Origin of the sequence: Mycobacterium sp. 852002-30065_SCH5024008 (assembly GCF_001665645.1) — a bacterium.
Classification (GTDB): domain Bacteria; phylum Actinomycetota; class Actinomycetes; order Mycobacteriales; family Mycobacteriaceae; genus Mycobacterium; species Mycobacterium paraffinicum.
Genome location: NZ_LZSZ01000132.1, coordinates 40,787 through 53,629, shown reverse-complemented (window position 1 = coordinate 53,629; position 12,843 = coordinate 40,787). Strand labels below are relative to the sequence as shown.

General features: G+C 66.8%; 11 protein-coding genes. 1 reads left to right on the top strand and 10 read right to left on the bottom strand.

Going from position 1 to position 12,843, the window contains the following annotated elements; translation table 11 throughout:
* Positions 1-36: 36 nt before the first annotated feature.
* Positions 37-1,194 (bottom strand): LpqN/LpqT family lipoprotein, encoded by a 1,158-nt coding sequence (locus A5781_RS16935; protein ID WP_067208564.1) that lies wholly within the window; start codon positions 1,192-1,194, stop codon positions 37-39.
* Positions 1,195-1,373: 179 nt separating this feature from the next.
* Here A5781_RS16935 and leuS point away from each other — a divergent pair, with 179 nt between their 5' ends.
* On the top strand, positions 1,374-4,286 hold the full coding sequence (gene leuS / locus A5781_RS16930; RefSeq protein WP_067208561.1) for a leucine--tRNA ligase: 2,913 nt from the start codon (positions 1,374-1,376) through the stop codon (positions 4,284-4,286).
* A 10-nt stretch (positions 4,287-4,296) separates the two neighbouring features.
* On the opposite strand, the gene A5781_RS16925 is transcribed toward leuS, so the two are convergent.
* The 9 genes from A5781_RS16925 to A5781_RS16885 all read right to left on the bottom strand — a co-directional run bounded on the left by A5781_RS16925 (position 4,297) and on the right by A5781_RS16885 (position 12,708).
* Positions 4,297-4,968: an SDR family oxidoreductase gene (locus tag A5781_RS16925; RefSeq protein WP_067208560.1), complete on the bottom strand. Its 672-nt coding sequence runs from the start codon at positions 4,966-4,968 to the stop codon at positions 4,297-4,299.
* 48 nt (positions 4,969-5,016) lie between these two features.
* A complete protein-coding gene (locus A5781_RS16920) occupies positions 5,017-5,523 on the bottom strand; it encodes a MarR family winged helix-turn-helix transcriptional regulator (RefSeq protein WP_067208558.1) in 507 nt (168 codons plus the stop codon).
* Positions 5,524-5,595: 72 nt separating this feature from the next.
* Positions 5,596-6,339 (bottom strand): amino acid ABC transporter ATP-binding protein, encoded by a 744-nt coding sequence (locus A5781_RS16915; RefSeq protein WP_067208556.1) that lies wholly within the window; start codon positions 6,337-6,339, stop codon positions 5,596-5,598.
* Positions 6,336-8,153, bottom strand: a complete 1,818-nt coding sequence (locus tag A5781_RS16910; protein ID WP_067208549.1) for an ABC transporter substrate-binding protein/permease — start codon at positions 8,151-8,153, stop codon at positions 6,336-6,338. Before A5781_RS16910 ends, A5781_RS16915 begins: the two co-directional genes overlap by 4 nt.
* 48 nt (positions 8,154-8,201) lie before the next feature.
* Positions 8,202-8,942 carry a GntR family transcriptional regulator gene (locus tag A5781_RS16905; protein WP_067208548.1) on the bottom strand — a complete coding sequence of 247 codons (741 nt, stop codon included), beginning with the start codon at positions 8,940-8,942 and terminating at the stop codon, positions 8,202-8,204.
* 108 nt (positions 8,943-9,050) lie between these two features.
* Positions 9,051-9,836: an LLM class F420-dependent oxidoreductase gene (locus A5781_RS16900; protein ID WP_067208545.1), complete on the bottom strand. Its 786-nt coding sequence runs from the start codon at positions 9,834-9,836 to the stop codon at positions 9,051-9,053.
* 15 nt (positions 9,837-9,851) lie between these two features.
* A complete protein-coding gene (locus A5781_RS16895) occupies positions 9,852-10,766 on the bottom strand; it encodes an alpha/beta fold hydrolase (protein ID WP_067208543.1) in 915 nt (304 codons plus the stop codon).
* Between the two features lie 243 nt (positions 10,767-11,009).
* Complete coding sequence (locus tag A5781_RS16890) at positions 11,010-12,107, bottom strand: inositol-3-phosphate synthase (protein WP_067208537.1); 1,098 nt, start codon at positions 12,105-12,107, stop codon at positions 11,010-11,012.
* A gap of 58 nt (positions 12,108-12,165) precedes the next feature.
* A complete protein-coding gene (locus A5781_RS16885; RefSeq protein ID WP_066950869.1) occupies positions 12,166-12,708 on the bottom strand; it encodes a PadR family transcriptional regulator in 543 nt (180 codons plus the stop codon).
* Between the last annotated feature and the right edge of the window lie 135 nt (positions 12,709-12,843).

The following is a 12,843-nucleotide window of genomic DNA, read 5'->3' as shown; positions in this document are numbered from 1 at the left end:
TCCGCTCAGTCGGCTCCGGAGGAGCCTTGGCACCGCTCAGTGCTGCAAGAACGTGAAATTGGGGAGCGGGGGGAGGCCGGGGACCAGGGCTAACAGGTTCGGTGTGGGCTGACGGCTGGGCATCGGCGCCGGGGGCAAGCCCACCGGAGGAGCCGTGCCCGAGGTTTGCCGGAGCGGAGCCACGGCGGGAGCCTGCGCAACCGGAGCTGTGGCGGGCGCCTGCCCGACCGGAGCGGTGGCCGGTATCTGCCCGACAGGAGCCGCGGCAGGAACTTGCGGGACCGGAGCCGCGGCAGGAACCGGCGGCACGGGAGCCTGGGCCGGGGTCAGCCCGACCGGCGAGGCCGCCGGAGTCTGGACCGGCGCCGGCGCCGGGGCCCCGGGAACGGTCACGCGGAAGCCGTTGACGATGGCGTCGGTGGCGGGTGCGTCGGCGACGGCCACCGCACGATCGGTCGTCACCGCGAGCGACACCAGGTACTTGTCGCCCCCCGAGGTGGCGATCACGTGGCGCCGCGAGGTGTTCAGCGTCATGTCGCCGTCGCGGTACGTGCCTTCGACGATCGACGACGGGAAGCCGCCGAAATCGGCCATCGAAGCGTTGGTGGGCTGCCAGGCCAGCAGCTTCTGGCTGTCGACGTAGCCGTGGCTGATGGCCTCGCGAGGATCGAAATCACCGACCAGCCTGTACACCACCACCTGTGCATTCGAGGAGTAGATGCTGCTGCCCTGCCGGTCGGCGATCACCGCGAACGCGTCGGGCACATTGGGGTCGGGCACCTGAGTCCAGCGGGCCGGCACCGGCAACGTGATGTCAAGTGCCTTGAGGCCCTGGGGTTTTTGCGCCTCGAGCTTGACGCCCTTCGACTGCAGGTATTCACGGACCGTCCCGGAGGTGGCCGGGGCCGGAGTGACCGCGGGGGCCACCGGCGCGGCCGCCGCCGGCACCGTTGCACCCGGGGCCGTCGGCGATGCGACGGGATTCGGCGCCGGCGGGGCGGCGAGGAACCGGTTGGCGGGCGCCTGTCCGGGCGCGGCGGCGACGTTCTGCGGCGCCGGGATGGCAGGAGCGGGTGCTGGCGCGGGAAGTACGGGGTCTGCCGATGCCTGGGCGCCCGTGACAACCGCCATGCCGATCAGGGCGGCGACCATACCCCCGAGGAGCGCACGGCGGGCGGGGACGGTCTCGATCATCTGCCTCGGTCCTTCCAATGGCGCACTGCCAGGTCATTAGAGGCCGACTGTAACTACAGGTCAAAGGCCGTGGATAGGCCCGAAATACACCTGGGATGAACCCCTGATCGGTGCGCAACGGAACCGAGATCATCCCGTGGCCGGCGGTCGGCCCGAGGTGACCCTTATACCCTGTTCAGGTGACCGAATCCCCGACCACCGCCGCCGAGAGCAACTCCGGTGCCGTTCAGACGGACCCCGATGCGCCGACGTATCGCTACACCGCGGCGCTGGCAGGCCGTATCGAGAGCACCTGGCAGGAGAACTGGGCGAAGCTCGGGACGTTCAACGTGCCCAACCCGGTCGGCTCGTTGGCTCCGACGGATGGCAGCCCGGTCCCCGCTGACAAGTTGTTCGTGCAGGACATGTTTCCCTATCCCTCGGGCGAGGGACTGCACGTCGGCCATCCGCTGGGCTACATCGCCACCGACGTTTACGCCCGCTACTTCCGGATGACCGGACATAACGTCCTGCACGCGTTGGGTTTCGACTCGTTCGGGCTGCCCGCCGAGCAATACGCCGTGCAAACGGGCACCCATCCGCGCACCCGGACCGAGGCCAATGTCGTGAACTTCCGGCGTCAACTGGGTCGGCTGGGCCTCGGCCACGACAGCCGGCGCAGCTTCTCGACCACCGATGTCGAGTTCTACAAGTGGACACAGTGGATCTTCCTGCAGATCTACAACGCCTGGTTCGACACTGCGGCCGGCAAGGCCCGCCCGATCGCCGAGCTGATCGCGGAATTCGACTCCGGCGCCCGCCGCTTTGACGATGGACGGGACTGGGCCACGCTGTCGGCGGGGGAGCGGGCCGACGTGATCGACGGCCACCGACTGGTCTACCGCGCCGACTCGATGGTGAACTGGTGTCCGGGTCTGGGCACGGTGTTGGCCAACGAAGAGGTCACCGCCGACGGCCGCAGCGACCGCGGCAACTTCCCCGTGTTCCGGAAACGGTTGCGGCAGTGGATGATGCGAATCACCGCCTACGCCGACCGGCTTCTCGACGACCTGGAGTTGCTGGACTGGCCGGAGCCGGTCAAAACCATGCAGCGCAACTGGATCGGTCGCTCCACGGGCACCCGGGCGCTGTTCTCGGCGAGCAACGCCGGCGGCGAGACGGTCGACATCGAGGTGTTCACCACCCGGCCGGACACCTTGTTCGGCGCCACCTATCTGGTGCTTGCCCCCGAGCACGACCTGGTCGACGGGCTGGTCGCGACGAGCTGGCCCGAGGGGACCGACGCCCGTTGGACTTACGGCGCCGCGACGCCGGGGGAGGCCGTCGCCGCGTACCGGCAGGCGATCGCGGCGAAGTCGGACCTTGAGCGCCAGGAGAGCAGGGAGAAGACGGGCGTCTTCCTGGGCAGCTACGCGACCAACCCCGCCAACGGCAAGCCGGTGCCGATCTTCATCGCCGACTACGTCCTGGCCGGATACGGCACCGGCGCTATCATGGCGGTGCCCGGCCACGACCAGCGCGACTGGGACTTCGCCCATGAGTTCGGCCTTCCCATCGTGGAAGTCATTGCCGGGGGCGATATTTCGGAGGCCGCTTACCCGGGCGACGGCGTGCTGGTGAACTCCGGCTACCTGGACGGAATGGACGTGCCGGCGGCCAAGGAAGCGATCACCGCCCGCCTGGAGGCGGACGGCCGCGGCTGGGCGCGGATCGAATTCAAGCTGCGGGACTGGCTTTTCGCCCGGCAGCGCTACTGGGGCGAGCCGTTCCCGATCGTCTACGACAGCGACGGACGCGCCCACGCCCTTGACGAGGCCGCGCTGCCGGTCGAGCTGCCGGACGTGCCGGACTACTCACCGGTGTCGTTCGATCCCGACGACGCCGACAGCGAGCCGTCCCCGCCATTGGCCAAGGCGACCGAGTGGGTGCACGTCGAACTGGACCTCGGCGACGGCCTTCAGTCGTACACGCGCGATACCAATGTAATGCCGCAGTGGGCCGCAAGCTCCTGGTATGAGCTGCGCTACACCGACCCGCACAACTCAGAACGCTTCTGCGCCAAGGAGAACGAGTCCTACTGGATGGGCCCGCGGCCAGCCGAGCACGGGCCGGACGACCCGGGCGGCGTCGACATGTATGTCGGCGGCGCCGAACACGCGGTCTTGCATCTGCTGTATTGCCGCTTCTGGCACAAGGTTCTATACGACCTGGGGCACGTCAGCTCACGGGAGCCCTACCGCAGGTTGGTCAACCAGGGCTACATCCAGGCCTTCGCCTACACCGACGCGCGCGGCTCGTATGTTCCCGCCGAAGAAGTGATCGAGCGGGACGGCGGCTTCTTCTACCCGGCCCCCGACGGTGAGATCGAGGTGTTCCAGGAGTTCGGCAAAATCGGTAAGAGCCTGAAGAATTCGATCTCACCCGACGAGATCTGCGACGAGTACGGCGCGGACACGCTGCGGGTGTACGAGATGTCGATGGGCCCGCTGGAGGCCTCCCGACCGTGGGCCACCAAGGACGTCGTCGGGGCACAGCGCTTCTTGCAGCGGGTGTGGCGGCTGGTGGTCGACGAGCAGACCGGCCGGACCCGGGTGCTCGACGTGGCCGGACAGCAGGAGCTCGACTCCGACACCCTGCGGGCGCTGCACCGCACCATCGCGGGGGTATCGGAAGACTATGCCGCACTGCGGAATAACACTGCAGCGGCCAAGCTGATTGAGTACACCAACCACCTCACCAAGGAGCACCGCGACGCCGTTCCCCGGGCCGCGGTGGAGCCGCTGGTGCTGATGTTGGCGCCGCTGGCCCCGCATATGGCCGAGGAGCTATGGCTGCGGCTGGGCCACACCACGTCGCTGGCGCACGGCCCGTTCCCGCAGGCCGATCCGGCCTACCTGGTCGACGACAGCGTCGAATACCCGGTCCAGGTCAACGGCAAGGTGCGTGGGCGAGTGGTGGTGGCGGCCGACGCCGATCAGGACACCCTGAAGGCCGCGGCATTGTCGGACGAGAAGGTCCAGGCATTCTTGGCGGGCGCCAATCCCCGCAAGGTGATCGTGGTCCCCGGCCGACTGGTGAACCTGGTCGTCTAGCGGTCGCGAGTCACCGGCCCGCGGGCCGCAGCACCACCTCGTGGACGTGTCCGTCGGGTGGCGTCGCCAGCACGTTGGCGACCGTTGCCGCGACGGTTTCCGGCTTGAGAAACTTCGCCGGGTCGTACGTCCCCCCCTCGAACGCGACTAGTTCCCGTTGCATTTCGGTGTCCGTGCGCCCGGGGTAGACCGTCGTCACCCGCAGCTGCGGTTCGTCGGCACGGAGCGAGTCGGCGAAGGCGCGCAACGCGAACTTACTGGCCGAATAGGAGGCCATGCCGGGCGAAACGTTGCGCCCCGCACCGGAGTTGATGAAGACCACCTGGCCGCGGGCACGCCGCAGCGCGGGCAGCAGCGCCAGTGTAAGTCCCACCGGCCCAAGCACATTGACGGCGAAGGTGGCGCGCCACTCGTCGACGTCGGAATCCGCGACATGACCGGGGATCGACACCCCGGCGTTGTGCACCAGCACATCGAGTTCGTCCACGATCTCGCAGGAGGCCTCGATCTCCACGGTGTCGGTGAGGTCCACTGGGAACGTCGTCGCGTCCAGCCTCTGGGCAACGGCGTCGAGCCGGTCGGAGGGCCGACCGGCCAGCAGCAGAGTGTGGGTGGGGGCCAGCGCGGTGGCGATCGCGGAACCGATGCCACCGCCGGCGCCGGTGATCAGTGCAGTTGGCATGCACCGTAGTCTACGGGCGCCGCCAAACTCGCTGAAAGGCAGTTACTTTCACGCCTCTTTACGGGCAGCTGGCGCACCCGCGGGCGCGGGTGCCGGTTCGCCGCAGGCCAGCCGCTCGAGCGGAGCCAACGCCTGCATCAGGGTGCCGAGGTCGGACGCGGGCAGTTGACTGAGCATCGCGGCCAGCGAGGCGCGCCGGTTGGCCAGGGACTCGCCGTGGACGGCACGTCCGCGCGGGGTGATGTCGACCAGCACGGCCCGCAGATCGGACGGGTCGCGCGAGCGTTTCACCAGCCCCAGCTTTTCCAGCCGGCGGATCGCCACGGTGGTGGTGGGAGTGCGCACCCGCTCATGGGCCGCCAGGTCGGTCATCCGAATCGGCCCCTGATCCAGCAAGGTGACCAGAATCGACAGTTGCGCCAACGTCAATTCGCCCGCGGCCGCGATGCCGCTCGGGTCCCCGCGCCGCAGAATCGAAAACAATTTGGACAGCGCACGGTGCAAACCTTCCGCAAGCTCGGTGACGTCGGCCGCGGTGGATTCGCTGTCCGCCATAAACGGGGAGTCTAACGCTATATCAGGCACGTACAAGCTAGCTAAGCCGACTAATTAGTAGCAATGGGGTGGTCAAAGTACTTGGGACAAGAATCGCTGCAGCCGTTCGGTCTGCGCGGCTTCGAAAATCTGCTCCGGGGGCCCGGATTCCACCACCTTGCCGCGATCCATGAACACAACGGCGTCGGATGCCGAGCGGGCGAAGCCCATTTCATGGGTGACCACGATCATCGTCATGCCGTCGGCGCCGAGGTCCGCGATCAGTTGCAGAATCCCTTTGACCGTTTCCGGATCCAGCGCCGAAGTCGCCTCGTCGAAGAACATCACCTGGGGCGCCATGGCCAGCGCGCGGGCGATGGCGACCCGTTGTTGTTGGCCCCCGGACAGCATGCCGGGCCGGGCATCGGCCTTGTGCTTCAGGCCAACTCGCTCCAATTGGTTCAGCGCCAGGTCGCGGGCATCGTCGGCCGGCAGGTGCCGCAACTTGCGCGGAGCCATCGCAACGTTTTTCAGCACGCTCAGATGGGGGAAGAGGTTGAAATGCTGAAACACCATGCCGATGCGCTGTCGCAGCTCGTTGGGATCGTCGCGTAACACCGATCGACCGTCCAGCAGGATGTCGCCGCTATCGGGTTCGTACAACCGATTCAAGGTGCGCAGCAGCGTCGACTTGCCCGAGCCGGACGGTCCGATGACAGCGACGGTGGTGCCCGCCGGAGCCTCGAAATCGACGCCACGCAGCACCTTGTTCCCGCCCAGGGTCTGGTGAATATCCTTGGCGGCCAAAGAAACCGACCGACGGCTCGCGCCGCTCACGTGATCTCCTGGCCGAACTTCGTCGCCAGCATCTCGGCATTGTCGTCGAGGTCGGGGGCGCCCCGGCCGCGGCGCAAGCGCGCGTCGATGTAATTCACCAAATGCGTCAACGGAATGGTCAATATCAGGTAGAAGAGGCCGGCGGCCACCAACGGTGAGAGGCTCCCGGTCTGGGCATTCAAATCCCGGCCCACCTGAAAGAGCTCCCGCTGATCGGCAATCAGGCCAAGGAAGTACACCAACGCGGACGCCTTCAACAACCCGATGAACTGATTGACCAGTGCCGGCAATACCCGCCGTATTCCCTGCGGCACCACCACCAGTCGCATCGCAGTCGTGTAGCTGAAGCCCAGCGCGCGGGAGGCCTCCAACTGGCCGGGGTCCACGCTTTGTATTCCGGAGCGCAGGATTTCGCCGATATAGGCGGCGGCCATCAACCCAAGCGCGGCAATTCCCAAGGGGTAAGGGTTCTTGTTCGTCAGGCCGCCGACCAATGGTCCGACGCCCATTCCGATCAGCAGGATGATCACCACTTCGGGAAGGCCACGGAAGATATCGGTGTATACCCGCGCCGGCCAGCGCAGCCAGCGCCGATGCGAGATGCCCGCCATAGCCAGCACCATCCCGAGCGCCAGCCCGATCACGATGGCGCAGTTGGTCAGGATCAAGGTGTTCGGCAGCCCCGTCGTCAACAGAACGGGGATGGCCCGGCGGTACATGTCCCAGTCGAAGAACGAATCGCGCAACTGGGCCAGCGCCGATTTGGGCGCGGCCGGACCTGTCGGCGCGCGGTGCTGGCTCGCGACGATCGCGGCGAAATCCGGCAGGTTCGGGACCGGCGCCGCTTTCGACCCGGGCTTCCATCCCGGCGGCAGCGTGCGCGGCACCCAGTCGCAGTACAGCTTGGCCCACGTGCCGTCGGCGATCACCGCGTCCAGCCCGGAATTCAGCGCATCGATTAGCGGCTTGTTCTCCTTGGCGACCGCGTAAGCCACGAAATTGCCTGGGCTGAAAGTGTTCGCGACGGTCACCGCGGGATCACCGGGCCGAACCACGGTCGAGGCAAGCGTTCCGGGCGCCACCCACGCATCGATCTGGCGGGTCTTGAGGCTGGCGTACAGGGTGGCGAAGCCGGGATACTTCACCGGCTGCAGATGCAGGGTGTCGACGACGTACGACTCCTCGACGGTGCCCTGGACGACGCCGATGCGCTGCCCGGCGCCGAGGTCGCTGAACTTGTGGATCGGTGAGCCCGGGGGCACCACGAGGGAGTAGAAGCCGAAGTCGTAACCGTTGGTGAAAGCGACGGTGCGACGGCGTTGGTCGGTCGCTTTCACCGACGCCGATCCGACGTCGAAGCGCCGGGACGCCACCTGGGCCAGCAACGCGGAGAAGTCGGTGCTGACGAAGCGCAACTGCAGATGCAGCTTGTCGGCGATCGCGCGCAGCAGCAGGTTGTCGAAACCGCTGAATTCGCCGGTCGGATTGATGCAGATGTTGGGCGGGGCATCCGAGAGCGTGCCCACCGTCAGCACGCCCGGTGTGCCGAGCCCGAGCGCTCCGACGTCAACCGCGGTGAGCGGCTCGACGGATTGTGTCGTGTCCCGGTCTTCCTGGGGCGTGGGCCGGCTCTCGGTCAGATCCTTGGGCAAGGCCCTTGCGCTGTCCAAGCCGGCCGGCGCGCATTGATTCCAGTCGGCAGCCGCGGGCGCGGCCGGCCCGCCTAATGCCATGCCGCACACCAGCACCGTCGTCGCGGCCAGTCCGAACAGCCTTGCGCGGCGCTGGGTGCGCCGGTCCACGCGCGCATTCATCCCTGCCACCGTATCGACAGGGCGGCGGCTTCGTCGGGTGAGCGTGCCCTACAGCGCCAGCGACGGCTCGACGCCGACGGTTTCGGCGTCGACGAGCACCTCGAGCGGTCCGGGCACGACCGGGCTCCCGTCGTCGGGGGCGGTGAACACCCTGCGCCGGGAAAGTTCGGCCAGCATGGTCTGGGCCATCAGGTAGGAGCGGCCGACGCACGCGGCCCGGGCGGCCTCGGGGTCGCGCCGGTTGATAGCGGAGGTCTCCTCTTCGTAGAACGGCAGCATCTCTTCGCGGCTGCCCTGATAAATCAGCCAGAACACTCGGGGAACCAGGTTTTGCGAGGCGCGGATCGTGGCGTGCAGGCGCGGCCCGGCGTATTCGTCGTTGAGGGTGCGCCGGTACTCCGCGGCGATGTCGCAGAAGGCCCGCGAATCCTTCGCTGTGCGTAGCGATCGCATGAAGGCGTCGAGCTGACCCAGGATCCGCGGCGTGGGGCTGGTGGCCGCGCGTGCGGACGCGATGCCGTTGAGCAGACCCTCGAGCTCATGATGCTCGAGGACGGTGGCTTCGTCGAACCGCTCGACGAACGCGCCGCGGTGATAGCGGGTGGACACAATGCCGTCGTGTTCGAGTTGCACCAGCGCCTCTTGAATAGGGACGCGGCTTACGCCCAGGCCCAGCGCGATCTCATTGCGATCGACGCGGTCGCCGGTGCGCAACTTCCCCGTCAGCAAGAGGTGAAGGATGTGCGAAACAACCAGGTCCTTTTCTTTGACCCCGTATTTCTTTGGCATTTCGTCGTTGAGTCTCTTTCAAACCCGGTGCGGCCATCAGCGCGAGAAGTTTCTCACGAGTGGGCTCGTATTTTCCGGTGTTTCGCCGATAAATGGTCAGCGACGGGTTTAACGACCATCCCGCCACCGGCACAGCGCTTCCGCGGCGCCGAGGTTGTAATCCGGCCCGTCACACGCGACGGTTAGCAGCGTGACTCCGAGGCCGACGAGCTTTTCGGCATTGTCGATCAGCTCGCCGCCGTCCCGCACGGCGGCCGAGCGTTCGATGCTCGCCGGGTCGCGGCCGACGTCGGCGCAATGCCGGGCCAGGACGTCCGCCTTGGCCGGGAACTCGTCGGCGGAGGTGAAGCTGTGCCACAGGTCGGCGTATTCGGCGACCAGCCGCAGCGTCTTGCGCTCACCGCCCCCGCCGATCAGGACCGGGATGTCGCGGGTCGGCGGGGGGTTCAGTTTCGCCAGTCGCGCCTTGATCCGGGGGAGGGCGCCCGCGAGGTCGTCGAGGCGGCTGCCCGCGGTGCCAAACTCGTAGCCGTACTCGTCGTAGTCCTTCTGCTTCCATCCCGAGCCGATCCCCAGCACGAGCCGCCCGTCCGAAATGTGATCGACCGTGCGGGCCATGTCGGCCAGCAGCTCGGGATTCCGGTACGAGTTACACGTGACCAGCGCGCCGATCTGGATGCGCGAAGTCTGCTCGGCCCACGCCCCGAGCATTGTCCAGCATTCGAAATGCGCACCGTCGGGATCGCCGTAGAGGGGGAAGAAGTGGTCCCAGTTGAAGGCGATGTCGACGCCGATGTCCTCGCAACGACGCACGGCGTCCCGGATTTGGCGATACTGCGGCGCGTGCTGAGGCTGCAGTTGCACGCCGATACGAATGGGGAGATCAGGGCTCATGAAACCACCGTAGGCTCAGCCCGCGTTGAGCACCCCGCGCAGCAGATCGATCAGGGCGAGGGGCTGGTCGCTTTGCACGGAATGTCCGGAATCTTCGACGACGTGCGCCGTGCGGAAATGCTTTGTGCGACGGCTGAGTTCGGCCGCGTCGTCGTCGCTGACGAAACCCGACTTGCCGCCGCGGATAAGGGTGATCGGCGCGGACAGCCGGTCCACGTCCTCCCACAGGACGTCGAAGTCGGGGAACTTGCGGATGGCGTCGTAGCGCCACGTCCAGTTGCCGTTGTCCAGCCTGCGCGAGTTGTGAAACACGCCGCGGCGCAGCGCCTTCACCTCGCGGTGTGGCGCCGCGGCGACCGTCAGGTCCAGCATGGCCTGGAAGCTGGGGAATTCGCGTTCCCCGTGCATCAACGCCACCGTGCCCTGCTGTTCCTTGGTCATCTCCGAGTGCCGCTGCAGCGCCGACGGGGTGACGTCGATCAAGACGAGTTCGTTGACGAGTTCGGGCGCCACGGCACCCAGCCGTAACGCGGTCAGCCCACCCAGCGACATGCCCACGACAAGATCGGCGCTCGGTGCGTGCTCGCGTAGCGCCGGCAACAGGGCGTCGGCGTTGATCTGCGGCGAATAGTCGCCGTCCTCGCGCCATGCCGAATGGCCGTGCCCAGGGAGGTCCACCGCCAGTGCGGGCTCGCCGAGGCCGACGATCACGGTGTCCCAGGTGTGCGCGTTCTGGCCGCCACCGTGCAGAAAAACGATCCGCGGGGGAGTGCCGCCCCAGCGCAGTGCGCTGATTTTGCTCTCAGCCGTGCCCGATTCGACGCGCTGGACGTCGGGCAGCGGACCCTCGACGCCGGCTTGTTCGGCGTTCTCGCGCAACAGCGAGAACTCAGACAGTCCGTCCAGTTCGTCTCCGGAGATTTCGGTCACGATCTACAGACACTAGCGCCGGCGTCTAGAGACGTAACGACGGCGAAGGCCCGGCAGCCAACCGGCTGCGTCGCCCCGGCGAGCCGATGTGTCGATCGGCGATCGTTCGTGCTTCTGCCGCAAGGCCGTTCGCTGTGGGGCCGCGATGAATCGGCTCCAAAGACCGCGAGCGTAACGCTGCGGCGAATCCCAGAGGGAAAATCGCCGTGACGTTACGCCCGCGGGTCAGTAGGCCGAACCGAGTTAGCCGTCGATGATGAACTCTTCGAGCTGCGCACGGGCGATGTCGTCGGGCAGCTGCTGCGGCGGGCTCTTCATCAGGTAGGCCGACGCCGGGATTACCGGGCCGCCAATGCCGCGGTCCTTGGCGATCTTGGCCGCCCGCACCGCGTCGATGATGACGCCCGCCGAGTTCGGCGAGTCCCACACCTCGAGCTTGTACTCCAGGTTCAGCGGCACGTCGCCGAAGGCGCGGCCCTCCAGTCGCACGTACGCCCACTTGCGGTCGTCGAGCCAGCCGACGTGGTCGGACGGGCCGATGTGCACGTCCTTGGTCTTGAACTCGCGTTGCAGGTTGGAGGTGACGGCCTGCGTCTTGGAGATCTTCTTGGACTCCAGCCGCTCGCGCTCGAGCATGTTGAGGAAGTCCATGTTGCCGCCCACGTTGAGCTGCATGGTGCGGTCCAGTTGCACACCGCGGTCCTCGAACAGCTTGGCCATCACCCGGTGGGTGATGGTTGCGCCTACCTGGCTCTTGATGTCGTCGCCCACGATCGGCACACCCGCGTCGGCGAACTTCTTGGCCCACACCGGGTCCGAGGCGATGAACACCGGCAGCGCGTTGACGAAGGCCACGCCGGCGTCGATGGCGCACTGGGCGTAGAACTTGTCGGCCTCCTCCGAGCCCACCGGCAGGTAGGACACCAGCACGTCGACGTTGTTCTCCTTGAGCACCTTGACCACGTCGACCGGCTCGGCGTCGGACAACTCGATGGTGTCGGCGTAGTACTTGCCGATGCCGTCGAGTGTCGGGCCGCGCTGCACCGTCACGTTGGTGGGCGGCACGTCGGCGATCTTGATCGTGTTGTTCTCCGAGGCGAAGATCGCGTCGGACAGGTCGAAGCCGACCTTCTTGGCGTCCACGTCGAAGGCCGCGACGAACTTGACGTCGCGCACGTGGTACTGGCCGAACTTCACGTGCATCAGGCCGGGCACGGTGCTGTTCTCGTCGGCGTTCTGGTAGTACTCGACGCCCTGTACCAGGGAAGACGCGCAGTTACCGACGCCGACAATGGCGACTCGTACCTCGGTCGACGCCTGTGGCGCGTTCTGGTCACTCATTGGGCGTTCTCCTAACTCCATAACTTGTGTCGCAGCTGATCGAATTCGTGCAGGGGTTTTACGTCTGCTCGGAGAGGCCGGGCATCGCCCGCTCCGCAGCAATGAGCTCGTTGAGCCACTTCACTTCGCGCTCACTGGACTCGAGCCCCAGTTGGTGAAGTTGGCGGGTGTAGCGGTCGAACGAGTTACTGGCCCGCGCCACGGCTTCGCGCAGGCCTTCCCGCCGCTCCTCGACCTGACGGCGGCGACCTTCCAGGATGCGCATGCGCGCCTCCGCCGGAGTCCGGTTGAAGAACGCCAAATGCACCCCGAAGCCGTCGTCGGTGTAGTTGTGCGGGCCGGTGTCGGCCACCAGCTCACCGAAGCGCCGACGGCCCTCGTCGGTTAGCTGGTAGACGCGCCGGGCGCGCCGAACCGGCGTTCCGGTGGGGGCGGCGTCCTCGGCGATCAACCCTTCGGCCTGCATCCGCCGGAGGGCCGGGTACAGCGAACCGTACGAGAACGCACGAAACGCACCGAGGAGGCCGGTTAGCCGTTTGCGCAACTCGTAACCATGCATCGGCGATTCGATGAGAAGACCGAGGATGGCGAGCTCGAGCATCGAATCACCCCCTTTGCATGGTTGGTTACGACGGTTCGACGCCTCGCGTAATCGTATCGTCTCGATATATTCGCCACAACACCACCGGGTGTTCGTCCACTATTAGTCCGGGTGCGCCGAATCGAATCGCGGCGG